Source organism: Nocardia sp. CA-128927, from assembly GCF_050955855.1.
GTDB lineage: Bacteria > Actinomycetota > Actinomycetes > Mycobacteriales > Mycobacteriaceae > Nocardia.
On sequence record NZ_CP192087.1, the window covers coordinates 9131576 to 9146578 of the forward strand.

Annotated in this window: 16 protein-coding genes; 10 read left to right on the plus strand and 6 right to left on the minus strand. The window is 65.9% G+C overall.

Annotated elements, in window-relative coordinates:
• Positions 1-2: 2 nt before the first annotated feature.
• On the minus strand, positions 3-935 hold the full coding sequence (locus tag ACQPW1_RS42495) for a MerR family transcriptional regulator (protein ID WP_433658956.1): 933 nt from the start codon (positions 933-935) through the stop codon (positions 3-5).
• A gap of 126 nt (positions 936-1061) precedes the next feature.
• Here ACQPW1_RS42495 and acpM point away from each other — a divergent pair, with 126 nt between their 5' ends.
• The 4 genes from acpM (at position 1062) to ACQPW1_RS42515 (ending at position 3029) form a co-directional block, all read left to right on the plus strand.
• Positions 1062-1367, plus strand: a complete 306-nt coding sequence (acpM, locus tag ACQPW1_RS42500; RefSeq protein WP_433658958.1) for a meromycolate extension acyl carrier protein AcpM — start codon at positions 1062-1064, stop codon at positions 1365-1367.
• A gap of 45 nt (positions 1368-1412) precedes the next feature.
• Positions 1413-1871, plus strand: a complete 459-nt coding sequence (locus ACQPW1_RS42505) for an SRPBCC family protein (RefSeq protein WP_433658960.1) — start codon at positions 1413-1415, stop codon at positions 1869-1871.
• 12 nt (positions 1872-1883) lie between these two features.
• Complete coding sequence (locus ACQPW1_RS42510; RefSeq protein ID WP_433658962.1) at positions 1884-2213, plus strand: hypothetical protein; 330 nt, start codon at positions 1884-1886, stop codon at positions 2211-2213.
• Between the two features lie 102 nt (positions 2214-2315).
• Positions 2316-3029: a TVP38/TMEM64 family protein gene (locus ACQPW1_RS42515; protein WP_433658964.1), complete on the plus strand. Its 714-nt coding sequence runs from the start codon at positions 2316-2318 to the stop codon at positions 3027-3029.
• Here the strand turns inward: ACQPW1_RS42515 and ychF are convergent.
• Both ychF and ACQPW1_RS42525 read right to left on the minus strand, forming a co-directional pair.
• Positions 3019-4098: a redox-regulated ATPase YchF gene (ychF, locus tag ACQPW1_RS42520; protein WP_433658966.1), complete on the minus strand. Its 1080-nt coding sequence runs from the start codon at positions 4096-4098 to the stop codon at positions 3019-3021. The two genes, ACQPW1_RS42515 and ychF, sit on opposite strands and share 11 nt — an antisense overlap.
• Positions 4099-4234: 136 nt before the next feature.
• Positions 4235-5158 (minus strand): quinone oxidoreductase family protein, encoded by a 924-nt coding sequence (locus ACQPW1_RS42525; protein WP_433658968.1) that lies wholly within the window; start codon positions 5156-5158, stop codon positions 4235-4237.
• Between the two features lie 131 nt (positions 5159-5289).
• Here ACQPW1_RS42525 and ACQPW1_RS42530 point away from each other — a divergent pair, with 131 nt between their 5' ends.
• On the plus strand, positions 5290-6132 hold the full coding sequence (locus ACQPW1_RS42530) for a helix-turn-helix domain-containing protein (protein ID WP_433658970.1): 843 nt from the start codon (positions 5290-5292) through the stop codon (positions 6130-6132).
• 4 nt (positions 6133-6136) lie between these two features.
• Positions 6137-6559 carry a VOC family protein gene (locus ACQPW1_RS42535; protein ID WP_433658972.1) on the plus strand — a complete coding sequence of 141 codons (423 nt, stop codon included), beginning with the start codon at positions 6137-6139 and terminating at the stop codon, positions 6557-6559.
• Positions 6560-6634: 75 nt separating this feature from the next.
• Here the strand turns inward: ACQPW1_RS42535 and ACQPW1_RS42540 are convergent, their stop codons facing one another.
• From ACQPW1_RS42540 to ACQPW1_RS42550, 3 genes are all read right to left on the minus strand, one after another.
• Positions 6635-7471, minus strand: a complete 837-nt coding sequence (locus ACQPW1_RS42540; protein WP_433658973.1) for a carbohydrate ABC transporter permease — start codon at positions 7469-7471, stop codon at positions 6635-6637.
• A complete protein-coding gene (locus ACQPW1_RS42545) occupies positions 7468-8343 on the minus strand; it encodes a carbohydrate ABC transporter permease (protein WP_433665495.1) in 876 nt (291 codons plus the stop codon). The genes ACQPW1_RS42540 and ACQPW1_RS42545 overlap by 4 nt, the downstream gene beginning before the upstream one ends.
• A gap of 62 nt (positions 8344-8405) precedes the next feature.
• On the minus strand, positions 8406-9689 hold the full coding sequence (locus tag ACQPW1_RS42550; RefSeq protein WP_433658975.1) for an ABC transporter substrate-binding protein: 1284 nt from the start codon (positions 9687-9689) through the stop codon (positions 8406-8408).
• A 388-nt stretch (positions 9690-10077) separates the two neighbouring features.
• On the opposite strand from ACQPW1_RS42550, the gene ACQPW1_RS42555 reads away from it, so the two are divergent.
• From ACQPW1_RS42555 to ACQPW1_RS42570, 4 genes are all read left to right on the plus strand, one after another.
• Positions 10078-12372 carry a carbon starvation CstA family protein gene (locus ACQPW1_RS42555; protein WP_433658977.1) on the plus strand — a complete coding sequence of 765 codons (2295 nt, stop codon included), beginning with the start codon at positions 10078-10080 and terminating at the stop codon, positions 12370-12372.
• A gap of 38 nt (positions 12373-12410) precedes the next feature.
• Positions 12411-12623 carry a YbdD/YjiX family protein gene (locus ACQPW1_RS42560; RefSeq protein ID WP_433665496.1) on the plus strand — a complete coding sequence of 71 codons (213 nt, stop codon included), beginning with the start codon at positions 12411-12413 and terminating at the stop codon, positions 12621-12623.
• 142 nt (positions 12624-12765) lie between these two features.
• Positions 12766-14406, plus strand: coding sequence for a DNA-3-methyladenine glycosylase 2 family protein (locus ACQPW1_RS42565; protein ID WP_433658979.1), 1641 nt, complete (start codon positions 12766-12768; stop codon positions 14404-14406).
• Positions 14403-14945: a methylated-DNA--[protein]-cysteine S-methyltransferase gene (locus tag ACQPW1_RS42570; protein ID WP_433658980.1), complete on the plus strand. Its 543-nt coding sequence runs from the start codon at positions 14403-14405 to the stop codon at positions 14943-14945. The genes ACQPW1_RS42565 and ACQPW1_RS42570 overlap by 4 nt, the downstream gene beginning before the upstream one ends.
• Positions 14946-15003 lie beyond the last annotated feature (58 nt).

Below are 15003 nucleotides of genomic sequence, written 5' to 3' on the forward strand. Positions count from 1 at the left end.
ACTTATGCACCGGCAGAGTCGGTGGACTGGGCTAACGCTTCGTACAGCCAGTTATGGGCCGGCCCGACAGTAATGCGGGCTCCGAGTAGCTGCTCGGTCAGTGCCCAGTAACGATCAATCCGGTGGTCGGTGTCGGTTGCACCGATCAGTAATCGCTTGCGGAAGCGCGGAGAATCGCGTTCCCCGCGCGCGCTGGCATGGGCTTTGACGAAACGATCGAGTTCACTGCCACCGCGCGGCCGCACGCCTGCCGACATAAGTGCCACCACATCCACCATTACGTCGCCCACGTCGACGTACAGCCCTTGACGGTCGCGAATCAACTCCGGCCGTTGCCGCCAGAGTTGCTGTCGCACAGCAGCGCTTGTTTCCGGGTCGGCGACAAGAGCGGCCAGCTCGGCGTACGCGACAACCTCGTCGACGGACGGATCAGCTGGCGGCTCCGGGACATTCCAGCACACCCAACTGTCGACATTGCACCGCGGAATCGGTGCGAGAATGCGCTGCCAGAACCGCACGAGGCAATCATGTACCGCACCACTGTCCTGCGCGGCGGCCAGCAACGCGAGCCGCTCGATCCGCTCCGTCGGAGCAGCCGTCTCCACTGCCAGCACTGACGCCCGCCGCCACGCCAGCGACCTGAATTCGCTATCGAGCCGAGCACTTTCGGCGGCGATGACCTCGTCGATCGACCGCTCGCCGTGCAGCACATCGGTGATCGAGCCCAGCCCGAGCCCAAGCGCGCGCAACCGCCGGACCAGCAGCAATCGATCCGTGGCGCTATCGGCGTCGAACATCCGATGCCCGCCCGGGCTGCGACGAGGTTCCAGAATGCCCTCATCGCAATAGAACCGGATCGTGCGCACCGCAAGCCCGGTACTGCGCGCCAACTCCCCGATGCTCACCAGCGCGCTCGCCTGTATGTCGTCCGTCACAACTAGTTGAACCTCCACCCCGGTGGAGCTCCTAGCGTACTGGCACTGCCGTTCGACCCCGCCCGGCGCCGAAGCGGGCGAGGGGCGTACCGCAGATACGTAAACCGCATCGAGGAAAGGCAATTCGTGGCTACCACGCAGGAAGAAATCGTCGCAGGCATCGCGGAGATCGTCGAGGAAGTGACCGGCATCGAGTCAGCCGAGGTGACGATCGAGAAAGCCTTCGTCGAAGACCTGGACATCGACTCACTATCCCTGGTCGAAATCGCCGTGCAACTAGAAGACAAATACGAAGTCAAGATCCCCGACGAGGACATGTCGAGCCTGAGAACAGTAGGCGACGCCGTCGCCTACGTCCAGAAGATAGAGGCCGACCAACCCCAGCTCGCCGCAGAACTAGAGGCGAAATTCAAGGAAGGCCAAGGGAATTGAACCAAGACCCCCTCAGCGACCAGCGCTTGAAGAGGTGCTACCTCAGTGATTGCTGATCCCCAATTGAACCCCGCCGCAATCGAACTCGGCACCTTCTTCCCACAACCCCCGACCACCATCTGGCGCGCCCTGACAGACCCCGACCTACTCGAACAATGGCTCTTCCGCCCAACCGGATTCACCCCCACACCCGGCACCCACTTCCAATTCACCACCCCAGCCGCACCAATCAACGAGGTCACCTGCGAAGTACTGACAGCCCACCCATACAAGCAACTGACCTACACCTGGCTATACCCCCACTCCGACCACCCCACCCGCTGGATCGTCGACTGGAACCTACAACCCCAAGGCCACGGCACCCGCCTCCTACTAACCCAAACAGGTTTCGACACCAAAGACCGTCGCCAAAAGATGCTCCGCAACGCCATGGAACGAGGCTGGAAACGCACCGCCCTCCCCCGCCTCAGCGAGGTGATCCACCACGGATGGGCAGCCCCATGACATGCTGGTCACGTGAAAAACGTGTGGTGCCAGGCACTTCGGTGGGTTGACGACGACCCGCAGCCCGGCTTGGTAGAGGTCAAGATGACCGATATGCACGGTGGCGAACACTTGTTCATCGACAAGGAGCCGATCTTCACCCCGGACTCGAGCCTGGGTCCGGAAACGGCCTATCCGGTGCGCGTGCTGCTGGCCTGCGAGATCCTCAGCACAAGGGTTCTACCGGACGGCCGCACGGCACTGACCATTACCACTGAGCGACCATGGGACTTGGAGTCGGAAACCGGCCAGACCGAGTTCGAGGTCACCCTCGATCAGCTGGACGATCCGCCCACACGCTGAAGCGGAATTCGACGTCACCACAGAGCCGAATTAAGTCTGAACTCCACGGTTCCTGGGCTCAAGTCGCGACTGCGGTCGGCATGGGGCAGGGTTGGGCGCACCATGAGTGACCACGATTCCTCGCAGACCAGCCGGTGGCGGCACGGCGTGCGGCTCGCGGTGTGTGTCGGGTTCCTGCTCGGGATGTTTTATCTCGTTGTCGTGGCGCGGGTTGTCGATATCGATGGCGTGCGCGGCATGATCGCGGCGACGGGCCCGGCCGCGCCGTTGGTCTACGCGATGGTGTCGGCGCTCCTCGGCGCCATCCTTGTTCCGGGTCCGATTCTGGCCGCTGGGAGTGGTCTGCTGTTCGGGCCACTGGTTGGAACATTCGTGACGCTGGGTGCGACCGTTGGAACAGCAACGATTTCCAGCTTCCTGGGGCGGCGGGCGGGCCGCGAAAGTGCACGCGGGCTGCTCGGTGCCGAACGGACCGAACGCCTCGACGCACAGATCGAACGACGCGGCCTCTGGGCCGTAGTCGGACAGCGCTTCGTCCCGGGCGCCCCGGATGCACTGGCGTCCTACCTGTTCGGCGCGCTCGGAGTTCCGTTGTGGCAGATGGCCACCGGCGCGTTCATCGGATCCGCACCACGCGCATTCGTCTACACCGCACTCGGCGCATCCATCGGTGACCTGTCAGCCCCATTGGCCTACACCGCAATCGCGATATGGTGCGTAATCGCCATCATCGGCGCCTTCGCCGCTCATCGCGGATACCGCAGTTGGCGCCGCCGCGGTGTAGTCGCCGAGCCGACGACGAAAGCTACACGTTGAAGCGGAACTCGACTACGTCGCCGTCGGCCATTACGTAGTCCTTGCCTTCCATGCGGACCTTGCCTGCGGCTTTGGCGGCGGCCATGGAGCCGTGTGCTATGAGGTCGTCGAAGGCTACGATTTCGGCTTTGATGAAGCCGCGTTCGAAGTCGGTGTGGATTACGCCTGCGGCTTTGGGGGCGGTGTCGCCCTGGTGGATTGTCCAGGCGCGGGATTCTTTGGGGCCTGCGGTGAGGTAGGTCTGTAGGCCGAGGGTGTGGAAACCTGTGCGGGCCAGGGCGTTCAGGCCGGGTTCGGTTTGGCCGATGGATTCGAGGAGTTCGAGGGCGGATTCGTCGTCGAGTTCGAGGAGTTCGGCTTCGACCTTGGCGTCGAGGAAGACGGCGTCGGCGGGGGCGACGGCGGCTTTCAGTTCGGCGATCTTCGCGTCATCGGTGAGGACGGACTCGTCGGCGTTGAAGACGTAGAGGAAGGGCTTGGTGGTGAGCAGCGAAAGCTCTTTCAGCAGTTCGCCGTCCAGCTTGGTGCGCGCGGAGTAGAGGGTCTGGCCGCTGTCGAGGACCGCGTTGGCGGCGACGGCCGCGTCGAGCAGGGGCTTACGGTCCTTCTTGATCCTGGCTTCTTTTTCCAGCCGCGGGATCGCCTTCTCGAGGGTCTGCATGTCGGCGATGATCAGCTCGGTCTCGATCACCTCGATATCGGCGAGCGGGTCGACGCGGCCGTCGACGTGCACCACGTCATCGTCGGCGAAGACACGGACAACCTGGCAGATGGCGTCGGCTTCGCGAATGTTGGCGAGGAACTTGTTGCCGAGACCGGCACCCTCGGACGCACCCTTGACGATGCCCGCGATATCCACGAAGGACACCACGGCGGGCAGGATCTTCGCCGAACCGAAGATCTCCGCGAGCTTGTTCAACCGCGGATCGGGCAGCGGGACCACGCCGACATTCGGCTCGATGGTCGCGAACGGGTAGTTCGCCGCCAGCACGTCGTTCTTGGTCAACGCGTTGAAAAGCGTCGACTTTCCGACGTTGGGCAGGCCGACGATTCCGAGGGTGAGACTCACGAGACTGCCTCGCTTCGCTCGGCAGTCTCGTACGTCTCGGACGCTGTATTAGATGGTTCGCTCGCTCGCTCGCTCACGAGAACGAGAGTCTACGCGGCAGGCGCGGTGCTCCCACCCGCGCCTGCCTTAGCCGTGATCAGGGGATAAGCACGACCTTGCCGAGATTGCCGCGGTCTTCGATCACCGCGTGCGCCTCGGCGGCGTCGTCGAGCGCGAATTCCGCGTGCACCACGGGCCGAAGCTGATCGGACGCGACGTACTGCCACAGCTCCTGACGCCACTGGTAGAACAGGTCCGGCTGTCCCTTGGCGATGCGGGCGACCTGGAATCCGATCACCGACTTGGCGCCGACGAGCAGGTCGTACGCCTGGATGGTGCCGCCGCCGGAGCTGTAGTAGACCAGCCGTCCGCCGGGGCCGACGGCGGCGAGCGCAGGTACGAGCAGATCGCCACCGACCGCGTCCAGCGCGTAGTCGACGGGCTCACCCCACGACGCCTGCCCGTACTCGATCACCTCGTCGGCACCGAGCCCGCGCACGAACTCCGCCTTGGTCTGGTCCGAGACCGCACCGACCACCCGCGCAGCGCCACGCACCCGCGCCAGCTGCACCGCGAGATGCCCGACCCCACTGGCCGCCGCCGTGACGAGCGCCGCCTCGCCCTCGCGAGGGTTCGCCGCCTCGAGCGCACCGAGCGCGACCAAACCACTGCGCACCAGCGCAACCGCATCCACGGCCGACGCCCCATCCGGAATCGGCGACGCCATAGCCACCGAGAGCAGCGCGTAGTCGGTATACCCGTGCCCGAACACCAGCCCGGTCACCCGATATCCCGGCGCATATCCGCTGACACCGTCCCCGACCGCGACCACCTCGCCCGCGACCTCGCCACCCAGCGCGATCGGCTCCCGCTGCTCGCGCACCTTCCGCACCGTCGGCAGCGTCACCCCGATCGCCTCGACCCGAACCAGGAGTTCCCCGGGCCCCGGCGTCGGCACCTCGACCGACACGACCTCGAGCACCTCAGGACCACCGCTGCGCTCGTATTGGACCCGCCGCATCACACCTCCAGAAAACATGGGAAAGACGACACGGTAACCAGAGCCCGGTGTGTGCTCATACCGAATTACCGGCCCGAGTGCTCCATCTCACCGCCCTTGCGGACGCCGCTGGGCGGCGTAGCGTGACCTGCATGGAGCCGAGCACCGAGGTGGTGACGGCGCGGCCGGCGCCCATGCTCGCGCCGTTCATCGATCATTACGTCGGCTACCGCATGACGGGGTATCCGGCGGGGCTGCATCGCGGCCTGCCTTCGGCGCACATGACGTTCATCATCAGCATCGGTCCGACCATCGACGTTGTCGCACAGACGGATCCGAGCCAATCCCCGCAGGACTACCGCTGTTCGGTGAGCGGGTTGCAGGCGAGCACGGCACTGATCTCGCATACCGGTCACCAGGAGGGTGTCTCGGTCGCGCTGACCCCGCTCGGCAGCCGAGCGCTGTTCGGCGTGCCCGCCGCGGCGCTGTGGGACACGTCGGTGGAATTCGCGGACGTGGTCGGCCCGATGGGGCGCGAGCTGTGGGAACGATTGCAGGAACCGCTGAGCTGGCCGGAACGCTTTGCCACCGTCGACCGGATCCTGACCAAGATGGCCTACCCCGATCGCGTGGTCGCACCCGAGCTCACCTGGGCCTGGCGTGCGCTCGTCGACTCCGGTGGTACCCGGTCGGTCAGCTCACTGGTCGAGGACATCGGCTGGAGCAGACAGCACCTCGCCCGCCGGTTCGGCAACGAGTTCGGCCTGAGCCCGAAGCTCGCGGCCCGGATCACCCGCTTCGAACGGGCGCGCCGGATGCTCGAGCGCACCCCATCGTTCATCACCATCGCGCAGGTGGCGGCCAGCTGCGGCTACTACGACCAGGCCCACCTGAATCGCGACTTCGCCGAACTGGCCGGGACCAGCCCGACGGTCTGGCTGAGCGAGGAGATTCCATCCGTCCAAGACACCGACGGGTCCGTCGAGCAACGCTGAACGCATGACGAATCCAACACCCACCGACATCACCACCCGCACCGCCGTCTGGCCCACGCTGACCTTCCGCGATGCCAGGGCCATGTCCAAGTTTCTGGTCGAAGCGTTCGGCTTCCAGGAGACCGCGATGTACACCCGCGAAGACGACCCATCGATCGTCGAGCACGCCGAACTGCGCTGGCCGCTCGGCGGTGGCGTGATGTTCGGCTCCGCGTGCAAGGACGAGAGCGTGTTCGGCAAGCGTGTCCCCGGCAACGACTCGACCTACGTGGTCTGCGACGACCCGGACGCCCTGTTCGAGCGCGCGACTGCCGCCGGGGCCGAGGTGCTGCGCGGTCTGCGCGACGAGGACTACGGCTCGCGCGGCTTCACCGTCCGCGATCCCGAGGGCAACCTCTGGAGCTTCGGCACCTACTGGGGCGAGTAGGTCGACGGGAGCACTGCATAAGTTCACCTGGGGTCTACGGCCCGACGGCACCCAACGCCGTTGGGCCGCCAACGTTCAGCGACCGCCGAGGCCGGACATGGCCATGCCGCGAATGAACGCACGTTGGGCGATCGCGTACACCACGAGCAACGGCAACAGAATGACCATCGAGGCGGCCATAAGTATCGGCCACTGGGTGTAGTACTGCCCCTGAAGACGCACCAATCCCAGTGTGACGGTGGCGATCTCGTTGCGTTGAATCATGACCAACGGCCACAGGAAGTCGTTCCACACGGTGATCCAGGTGAGCACACCGAGCACCATCAGGGCGGGTCGGGTGTGCGGCAACAGCACTCGCCAATAGACCTGCCAGGTGGAGCAGCCGTCGAGGATTGCTGCCTCCTCCAATTCCGTTGGCAGGGTGCGGAAGAACTGGCGCATCAGATAGGTGCCGAAGGCGCTGCCGAACAGACCGGGCACGATCATCGCCCACGGCGTGTCCACCCAGCCGAACGCCCGCATCAGCAGAAACTGCGGGATCACCGTGACGGTCAGCGGCACCATGAGCGTGCCCAAGTACGCGACGAACAGCACCTCACGTCCGCGAAACCGCAAGCGCGCGAACGCATACCCCGCCAGTGAGCAGAAGAACACCTGCCCCGCGGTGACGCACACCGCATACACCGCGGTGTTGAGCAGCATCCGCCCGAGCGGCAGCAGCTCGAACACCTTTCCGTAGTTGGACCACTGTGGGCTCGCCGGGAGCAGGTTCCCCTCGGCGATCTCCCCCTCCCCCTTCAACGACCCGGACAACGCCCACAGAATCGGTGCCAGCGCACACCAGGCGATGCCGATCAGCACTGCGTAAATCGCAACCCCGCGCAGGATCGCTCGGCCACGCGCCGTGTTCACAGCTCCATCGCCTCCCGCCGCGCAAACCGCAACTGCAACAACGTGAGCACCAGCAGAATCGCGAAGATCACCCACGCCAACGCCGACGCATACCCCACCTCGTAGAATCCGAAAGCGTTCTGGAACAACATGATTCCCAGCAGATACGTCCCCGTCTCCGGTCCCCCATTGCTCCCGGTCAACGCATACACCTGATCGAACGCCTGCACCGAATTGATGACGGTGATCACGAAGACGAACGACAGCGGCCCACGGATCAGCGGTAGCGTGATCGCCGAAAACCGCCGCAGCGCACCGGCTCCGTCGATCTTCGCCGCCTCGTAGAGCGGCTCCGGCACCCCCTGCATCGCGGCAAGCAGAATGACCGTCGCGAACGGCACGCTCTTCCACACGGTGACAACACTCAGCGCGACCAACGCCAGGTCCGGATCGGTCAACCACGGCACCGGGCCGATACCCACCCAGCCGAGCCCGATGTTGAGCATCCCGTCCTCGGTGAAGATGAACCGCCACACCACCGCCATCGCGACGGTCGAAGCCACCAGCGGCAGGAACGCCAACGTCCGAAAGAGCCCGATACCCGCCGACTTCCGATTCAACGCCGCCGCGATCCCCAACCCGATCAGCACCGTGGGCACCAGCGTGAGCACGGTGAACACCGCACTGTTGCGTAACGCGATGAGGAACAACGGATCCGACCCGAACAACCGCACATAGTTGTCCAGCCCCACATACCGCATCGGCCGGAACAAGTCCCACGAGTGCAAACTCAGATACAGCGAAAACCCCAACGGAAACAACAGGAACACCGCCACCGCCGCCACATTCGGCGCCACGAACACCCACCCCGCCCGCTCCCGCTTACGCGCCAGCTGCCCCGTGAGTGGCACACCATGGTGAGTCGTTCTCGCGATTCGCCGCAGCCATGTGCCACTCACGGTGACTCCAAGAGGGCGTCGAGGTCTGCGGTGAATTGGCCGTCGAGGGAGGTGGCGGGGGCGGCGCCGCGGAGGACGCGGTTGGCGCCGCGTTCCATCAGTGCGGAGACCTTGCCCCAGGCGGGGGTCACGGGCAAGGGGCGGGAGTTGTCCGGGCCCTCGGTGAAGACCGTGATGTTGCGGATATCCCGGTGTGCGGCAGCGAAACCGGGCGAGCCCATCGCGGATTTCAGCACCGGCACGAACAACCCGGAGGCGGCGATGATGGACTGCCCCACCGGTCCGGTCGCGAATTTGACGAATTCCCAAGCTTGTTCGATACGCGGACTGTCCGCCGCGATGGACAACCCGGTACTGCCGACATCGGTGATCGCCCCGGGACCGCCGTGCGGCCCGACCGGCAACACGGTGACATCGATCGAAAGCCCTTCCTGCCCCGCGAATTCGGAGTACAGCCAGTGCCCGCCGAGCACCATCGCCGCCCGACCCGCGCGGAACAGGTCCGCCGCCGAAATCGACAGCTGGTCGGCAACTTTCGGCGCAACTCCATGCCGCAATGCGAGATCGGCATAGAACTGGAACCCGGCGGCGAACCGCGGATCACCGAGGTTGGCCTTGGTCGGCGCCACCGACGGCGTGAACCACTCCGCGCCGTTGTTCATCCCGAAGCAGGCCGCCGAGTAGTACGGCACCCAGGCATCGGCGAAGCCCCATTGCCGGTTCCGGGTGAGTGTCCGTGCGGCGTACAGGAATTCGTCGAACGACCAGGCGTCCCGCCAGCGGGCGGGCGGCGTCAGCCCGGCCGCGGCGAACAGGTCCCGGTTGTAATAGAGGAACACCCCGGACCACTGCTCGGGCAGCGCGTACTGCCCGCCCGCATAGGTGAAGGTGTCGTACAACGCCGGATAACTATCCCGTCGCAACATCTCCGCGTACTCGGGCTCCCGATCCAGCAGCGTGCGCAGATCGAGCAGCACACCGCGCTCGGCGAGCCCGGAGTAGAGCAGCTCCCAGGCCATGATGACGTCCGGACACTTGCCGCCCGCGCAGTAGGTGAGCAGCTGCTGCTGCGGATCGGGACCGGACATGATGGTGCGAATCCTGATGTCCGGGTGCCGCTTCTGGAATTCGTCGATGATCGTCAACCGCATCCGCGCCTCTTCCGGCCTGGCCTGGAAGAAGAACGTCAGCGCGTCGTCGGCGGATCCGCATCCGGTCGCGCCGAGCAGCGGCGCAGCCAGCGCCGAGCTGAGCAGGGTGCGACGACGAACCGGTGACACGAGCTCCTCCACGACGGCTGACGGGGTGGATACGTGAAACTCGGCATGAGAAACGTCGGTGTGTAGGACCGATCGGCGGATGCCAGAGCCAGCATGGCAGCATACGGATGGCAACATCGCCGGGCGAGGGAACACGCCCACGCACACCGGCGAACACCGGCGACCGCGAACAACGGTCGACCGGGCAGCTGACGCCCCGCGGGCCACCCATACTCGCGCAGCGCTGGCGGATCGAGCCCCGCTCGTAGGAACGCACAGTACGAGTCCTCGCGGCGATCTCGATCCGTATCGCAATGTTCAGACTTGGCTAAGTCTGGCTCATTCACGCCTCGGTTCAGCTACGTTGACATCGTTTCAGCCAGCTCGATTTCACGGGAGAGTAGTTCGCATGGCGACCATCGAATACCTCCGGACAGATCCCGACCTACCTCCCGTGGGTGTCGTGGACCGTTCGCCTATCACCCCTGTTAAGAAGGGTATTTTCGCCGCAATAGCCGTAGTGGGTGCCATCGCCTGGGCGGTCCTGGCCATCTCCCGCGGCGAGTCGGTCAACGCGGTCTGGATCGTGGTCGCGGCCGTGGCCACCTATGTACTGGCCTACCAGTTCTATTCCAGGCTCATCGAGTACAAGATCGTCAAACCGCGGGACGACCAGGCCACGCCCGCCGAGATCCTGGAAAACGGCAAGGACTACATGCCGATGGACCGGCGGGTGCTGTTCGGGCACCACTTCGCCGCCATCGCCGGCGCCGGCCCGCTGGTCGGTCCCGTCCTCGCCGCGCAAATGGGTTACCTGCCCGGCACCATCTGGATCGTGATCGGCGTCGTCTTCGCCGGCGCGGTGCAGGACTACCTGGTGCTGTGGGCCTCGACCCGCCGCCGCGGCCGCAGCCTCGGGCAGATGGCCCGCGACGAGCTCGGCGCGGTCGGCGGCGTGGCCGCGATCATCGCCGTGCTGGTGATCATGATGATCCTGCTCGCGGTGCTCGGCATCGTCGTGGTGAACGCGCTGGCCGCGACACCCGGCAAGGACGGCACCCTGCAGGGCGGCAGCCCGTGGGGCGTCTTCTCCATCTCGATGACCATCCCGATCGCCCTGTTCATGGGCGTGTACCTGCGTTTCTTCCGGCCGGGCAAGGTCGGCGAAGTCTCCCTCATCGGGTTCGCGCTGCTGCTGCTCGCGATCATCTCCGGCAACTGGGTCGCCGGATCCGGTTGGGGCCAGGACTGGTTCACGCTGTCGGGCACCACCATCGCGTGGTTCCTCATCGGTTACGGCTTCGTCGCCTCGGTGCTGCCGGTGTGGCTGCTGCTCGCGCCGCGTGACTACCTGTCCACCTTCATGAAGATCGGCACCATCGTGCTGCTCGCCGTCGGCGTGCTGATCACCATGCCGGTGCTGAAGGCGCCCGCCGTCTCGGACTTCGCGAGTTCCGGCAAGGGCCCGGCGTTCGCGGGCAGCCTGTTCCCGTTCCTGTTCATCACCATCGCCTGCGGCGCGCTCTCCGGATTCCACTCGCTGGTCTCCTCCGGCACCACGCCGAAGCTGCTGGAGAAGCAGTCGCAGGCCAGGATGATCGGCTACGCGGGCATGCTGATGGAGTCGTTCGTCGCCGTGATGGCGATCATCACCGCGAGCATCATCGACCAGCACCTGTACTTCGCGATGAACGCGAGCGCGGGTCTGACCGGTGGCACCGCGGAGAAGGCGGCGACCTACACCAATAGCCTTGGGCTGAGCGGCAATCCGATCACCGCCGCCGAGCTGAACCAGGCGGCCAAGGACGTCGGCGAGACCAGCATCGTCTCGCGGACCGGTGGCGCGCCGACGCTCGCCGTCGGCATGTCCGAGGTGCTGCACAAGTTCCTCGGCGGCACCGGCCTCAAGGCGTTCTGGTACCACTTCGCGATCATGTTCGAGGCGCTGTTCATCCTCACCACGATCGACGCCGGTACTCGTGTCGCGCGCTTCATGCTGTCGGACTCGCTGGGCAACCTCGGCGGCCCGGCCAAGAAGTTCAAGGATCCGTCCTGGCGGCCCGGTGCCTGGCTCTGCTCGGCGATCGTGGTCGCCGCGTGGGGCTCGGTCCTGCTGATGGGTGTCACCGATCCGCTCGGCGGCATCTACACGCTGTATCCGCTGTTCGGCATCTCCAACCAGTTGCTCGCCGCGATCGCGCTCACCGTGGTGCTGACCATCGTGATCAAGAAAGGCCTGATCAAGTGGGCCTGGATTCCGGCACTCCCGCTCATCTGGGATCTGACGGTGACGATGACAGCGTCCTGGCAGAAGATCTTCTCCGCCGACCCGGGCATCGGTTACTGGAAGCAGCACAGTAACTACAGCGCTGCGCTCGACGCCGGGAAGGTGCTGGCACCGGCCAAGACGGCGGACGATATGGAGAAGGTGGTCCGTAACACCTTCATCCAGGGCAGCCTGTCGATCATCTTCGCGGTACTCGTGCTGATCGTGGCGATAGTCGGCCTCGTGGTGTGTGTGCGGGCCTGGCGAGCGGGTGGCGGCCCGAGCAGCGAATCGGAGGACGAACCGTCGAAGATCTTCGCGCCGAAGTCCTTCCTCGCGACCGCAGAGGAGAAGGAGGTGCAACGGGAATGGGACGCCTTGATCGCGACCGGGAAGGTCCGAGCGCCGGGCGCCGCGCAAGTGAAAGCGACGCATTGACCGTGCATGTCGCCCCGCACGGCAGTCGGTCGACTGCCATGCGGGGCCTGCGTGCCGCCCGAAGTTCCTGTGCGACAGCGGTTCGCACGGTCGGCTGGTGGTTCAACTCGATCCTCGGCGGCCAGGACTATCAGCGGTATGTGGACCATCTGGCGCGCAACCATCCCGGCTGCGCGGTGCCGTCGGAACGCGAGTACTGGCGCACCCGGCACGCGGACGCGGACCACAACCCGACGAATCGCTGCTGCTGAGGCACGGCGGGGCGACGCGATGAGGGCGACGCTCCGTCGGCCGAAGCCGGGTTGATCTGCGCGTTTACTGCTCGGCTCGGCAGCCGCCGGGTTGGGGAGCGCGCACGCACGAGGGGTGATGGCAGATTCCCGCTAGCGGAGTATGTCCTTACCTGACATTGTGGTTGGCGTGACGATCACGGCGTTGGATTTCGAACGGTGCTACCGAGCGGTTTCGACCAGGGACTCCCGCTTCGACGGGCAGTTCTTCACCGCGGTGCGGACCACCGGAATCTATTGTCGCCCTTCGTGTCCGGCGATCACGCCGAAACGGGCCAACGTGTCGTTCCTGCCGACCGCCGCGGCGGCGCAGCAGGCGGGCTATCGCGCCTGCCGCCGCTGCCTGCCCGACGCGGCCCCCGGATCACCGCTCTGGAACACCCGCGCCGACCTGGCCGCTCGGGCGATGCGGTTGATCGGCGACGGGGTGATCGAACGCGGCGGCGTGCCTGCACTGGCCGCCACACTCGGCTATTCGCAGCGGCAGTTGACCCGCGTGCTGACCACCGAACTCGGCGCGGGTCCGCTGGCGCTGGCTCGCGCGCACCGGGCACATACCGCGCGACTACTGATCCAGACGACGGCAATGCCCATGTCGGACATCGCCTTTGCGGCCGGGTTCGCCAGCATCCGTCAGTTCAACGACACGGTGCGCGAGGTGTTCGCGGTCAGCCCGACCACCATGCGGACCGAGGCGCACCGGGCGAAGTCCACCTCGAACGGGCGCCCAGTGCCCGCCGTCAACGGCTCGCTCAGCCTGCGGCTGCCCTACCGTGAGCCGCTGGATCGGGCCTGGCTGGAATGGTTCCTCTCCTCGCACGTGGCGCCCGGCATGGAGCTGTGGGAGAACCGCGCGTACACCCGAAACGTGCGCACCCCGCACGGCCACGCGACGACCCGGCTCAGCTTCCAGCGCGACCACGTGCGGGCCGAACTGGCCCTGCACGACATGCGGGACCTGGCACCGACCGTCGCGCGACTGCGGCATCTGCTCGACCTCGACGCCGACCCAATAGGCATCGACGAGGCGCTGGGTGTCGCTCCGGGACAGCGGGTTTCGACGCCGGAGCTGACCGACCCGGACACCACTCGATTGCCGGACGCGGGCGCCGGATCACCACCGGACGCGGAGCTAGATCCCTGCGATGGACGAAAGCCGTTCTTCTCCCCCGGTATTCGAGTTCCGGGTTGCCTGGACGGGCCGGAACTGTTGCTGCGCACCATGATCGGGCAGCAGATCTCGGTGTCGGCGGCGGCGACGCACACCGCACGGCTGGTCGATGCGCTCGGTGATCAGGTCGACGGGCCGATACCACTGCTGTTCCCCACTCCGGCGGTGATCGCCGAACGCGGTGCCGAGGTGCTCACCGGTCCGACGCGGCGGATTCGCTCGATCATCGGCGCGGCCGAGGCGCTGGCCAGCGGGGAGCTGGCGTTGCATCAGGGACGTACCGCCGCCGATCTACGTCGCGATCTGCTCGCGTTGGACGGGGTCGGCCCGTGGACGGCCGACTACGTGACCATGCGTCTACTCGCCGACCCGGACGTGTTGCTGAACACCGATCTGGTTGTCCGCCAGGGTGCCGCGGTGCTCGGCATCGACCTCGCCGACACCGCACGTTGGGCGCCGTGGCGCTCGTATCTGTCCATGCACCTGTGGAAAGCGGCGCTGACCGATCGCGCCGACCGATCCAAGTCCGCCGCGGCCAAGTCCGCCTCCTCGAAAGCGAGCGCCGAAGCATGAACGCCACCACCGTTGTTCGCCCGGCCAAACGTCATATCGGTATCGCCACTGCGGATTTCGCGACCGCCGATACGCCGATCGGTCCGTTCACCGCGGTCGTCGATGCCGACGGTGCCGTGCTGGGTGCCGGTTGGACCGCCGACACAGACGACCTCCGTCCAGTGATCCATCCGACGTTGCGTCCGGCCGAACTGCGCCAACGGGATTCGCTCGGCGAGCTCACCCGAATCATCACCGCGTATCACGATGGCGACCTCACCGCGATCGACAGCGTGCCTGTTCGCCAGCAGTCCGGCGAATTCCTCATGCACGCTTGGGAAGTACTGCGGAAGGTCCCTGCGGGCGCACCGATCACCTACACCGAGTACGCCGCCATCTCCGGTCGTCCCGACGCTACCCGTGCCGCGGCCAACGCGTGCGCGCGCAATGCGGCGGCCCTGTTCGTTCCGTGCCACCGCATCTACCGCATCGGTGGCGCGCTGGGCGGCTTCCGCTGGGGTCTGCCGATCAAGCGCTGGCTGCTCGATCACGAGGCGTGAGGCGCTGACCGAAGACGACCGTCAGCGGTCTGTCCGGCTGACGGTTGCCTGCGGTTCG

What these genes read in the sequence shown, in the direction of transcription:
- ACQPW1_RS42530 (WP_433658970.1), top strand. Translation starts at nt 5,290, where the DNA reads ATGGAGCCGAGCACCGAGGTGGTGACGGCGCGGCCGGCGCCCATGCTC.
- ACQPW1_RS42535 (WP_433658972.1), top strand. Translation starts at nt 6,137, where the DNA reads ATGACGAATCCAACACCCACCGACATCACCACCCGCACCGCCGTCTGG.
- ACQPW1_RS42525 (WP_433658968.1), bottom strand. Translation starts at nt 5,158, where the DNA reads ATGCGGCGGGTCCAATACGAGCGCAGCGGTGGTCCTGAGGTGCTCGAG.
- ACQPW1_RS42560 (WP_433665496.1), top strand. Translation starts at nt 12,411, where the DNA reads ATGCGGGGCCTGCGTGCCGCCCGAAGTTCCTGTGCGACAGCGGTTCGC.
- ACQPW1_RS42565 (WP_433658979.1), top strand. Translation starts at nt 12,766, where the DNA reads ATGTCCTTACCTGACATTGTGGTTGGCGTGACGATCACGGCGTTGGAT.
- ACQPW1_RS42570 (WP_433658980.1), top strand. Translation starts at nt 14,403, where the DNA reads ATGAACGCCACCACCGTTGTTCGCCCGGCCAAACGTCATATCGGTATC.
- ACQPW1_RS42555 (WP_433658977.1), top strand. Translation starts at nt 10,078, where the DNA reads ATGGCGACCATCGAATACCTCCGGACAGATCCCGACCTACCTCCCGTG.
- ACQPW1_RS42515 (WP_433658964.1), top strand. Translation starts at nt 2,316, where the DNA reads ATGAGTGACCACGATTCCTCGCAGACCAGCCGGTGGCGGCACGGCGTG.